This window comes from Okeania sp., assembly GCF_983059655.1.
The window spans coordinates 1-1804 of record NZ_CEZPJD010000563.1; the positions used below are offsets into that span (position 1 = coordinate 1).

The 1804-nt window shown below is 38.3% G+C and carries 2 protein-coding genes; one reads left to right on the forward strand and one right to left on the reverse strand.

The window, feature by feature from the left end; all coding sequences use genetic code 11:
* Nucleotides 1–164: 164 nt before the first annotated feature.
* Nucleotides 165–926: a response regulator transcription factor gene (locus AC3DU7_RS24145; protein ID WP_488041844.1), complete on the forward strand. Its 762-nt coding sequence runs from the start codon at nucleotides 165–167 to the stop codon at nucleotides 924–926.
* 87 nt (nucleotides 927–1013) lie between these two features.
* On the opposite strand, the gene AC3DU7_RS24150 is transcribed toward AC3DU7_RS24145, so the two are convergent.
* A complete protein-coding gene (locus AC3DU7_RS24150) occupies nucleotides 1014–1760 on the reverse strand; it encodes an ABC transporter ATP-binding protein (RefSeq protein WP_488041845.1) in 747 nt (248 codons plus the stop codon).
* Between the last annotated feature and the right edge of the window lie 44 nt (nucleotides 1761–1804).

The following is a 1804-nucleotide window of genomic DNA, read 5'->3' on the forward strand; positions in this document are numbered from 1 at the left end:
ACCGCTTTTTCATCCCCTTAAAAGGGGAGGCTTGAGACCTTATTTTTTGGTCAATTTTGTAGAGGTAAAGATCTAAGTAGTTACCTATGTTACAAAACTGTTACTAGACTTTATGCTAACCTTGGAGTAGCTAATTATAGGGAAATATCCAGAGTAGGAATTAAGTGGGAGCTGCTTGTATTCTAATTGTAGAAGGAAATCCGCGTTTACGATCGCTGCTTGGTTGGCATTTGCAGCAAACAAACCACTCAGTTTATCAGTCGGCGAACATTCATCATGCCAAAAAATTAATACATAGTCACTGCCCAAATCTAGTAATCATGGAAGCTGACCTACCTGATGGAAATAGTCTCGAATTTTGCCAGTGGGTTCAGCAACAGCAACAGTCATTAATCTTTATGATATCCTCGCAAAAAACTGAAGCAGATATTGTCGCAGGATTAAAATCTGGGGCAGATGACTATCTCACCAAACCTTTTGGTATGCAAGAATTTATGGCCAGAGTAGAGGCGTTACTACGTCGCCAGAGGAGTATTAGTTGTAGTCCACCTATAAGTCTAGATTATGGTGACTTGATTATTGATTTAGTACATCGAAGAGTTAGCTTGAAAGGCAGTTTAATTGACTTAACTCCACAAGAATTTAGTCTCCTTTATGTCTTAGCTCAATCAGGGGGAGTACCCCTAACTCGCTCAGATTTACTACACAGAGCATGGCCAGACTCTATAGATAATCCTCGTACTATAGACACTCATGTACTATCTCTGCGAAAAAAAATAGAGATTGACCCTCGCCAACCTAGTCTAATTCAAACAGTAAGGAATGTAGGTTATAGATTTAATCGAGAAATCTTAACTATGAATAGATGGGAAAATAATTATCAGAGCTACAGACAACCTCAAAAAGTTGCACCCGCCTCATATTAAGCTAGTGCAGAATGGCGGAAATAACTGACCAGTTATAAAATCCTAAAAGCTTTACCAATCAATACTTCTGACTCCCGTGTAGCGGCACTAGCTCCAATCTTCAGCTTCTTGTCTTTGTGCCTGAATAATGCTATGGCGTAACTTAACCCAATCAACTATATAACTAGGAGAGTCTTCAATTAATTCTCCTTGCTCTAAATGTAACAATTGTGTACAAAACTGTTGAGCTAAATCTATTTGATGGTTAACCATAATAACTGTTACCCCACTATCTGTTAATGTTTTCAACACTTCTATAACTCGATCTGCTGTACCAACATCTAGAGCTGAGGTAGGTTCGTCCAATAATAGAATTTTAGGTTGAATTACAGCACCACGAGCGATCGCTACTAACTGTTTTTGCCCCACTGAAAGTTGTAATTCTGACCTAGATAACCAATTTTCAGGAATACGCAACTGCTGTATCCAATATTCGCATCTTTGCTGAATTTCAGGTGGCCTTATTCCTCTGAGTTTTAAAGGATAAGCGATCGCTTGTGCTACAGACATTCCCAAAAGTTTTGACTCCTGCAAAACCATTGTCACTTGTTGTCGTAGTTGAATAACAGGAATCTTGTTATAGTCCTGGTTATCTAAATATATAGAACCAGAAGTGGGGGAATTTAGTCGATTTAATAATCGTAACAGAGATGTTTTACCTGCTCCAGAAGTACCTACAATAGCAACTCTAGCGCCTTTTTCTACAGCAAAAGAAATATTTTTCAGTAAATAGTGAGAGCTAACTGGAGCAGTCAAACTTACTTGGTCTAAATATAGTTGACCCTGCTGTTCCATATTTTATCTTGATTCTTGATGAGTTTATAGCAGAAAGAAGGAAG

Coding starts and splice junctions, on each gene's coding strand:
- AC3DU7_RS24150 (WP_488041845.1), bottom strand. CDS start 1,760: ATGGAACAGCAGGGTCAACTATATTTAGACCAAGTAAGTTTGACTGCT.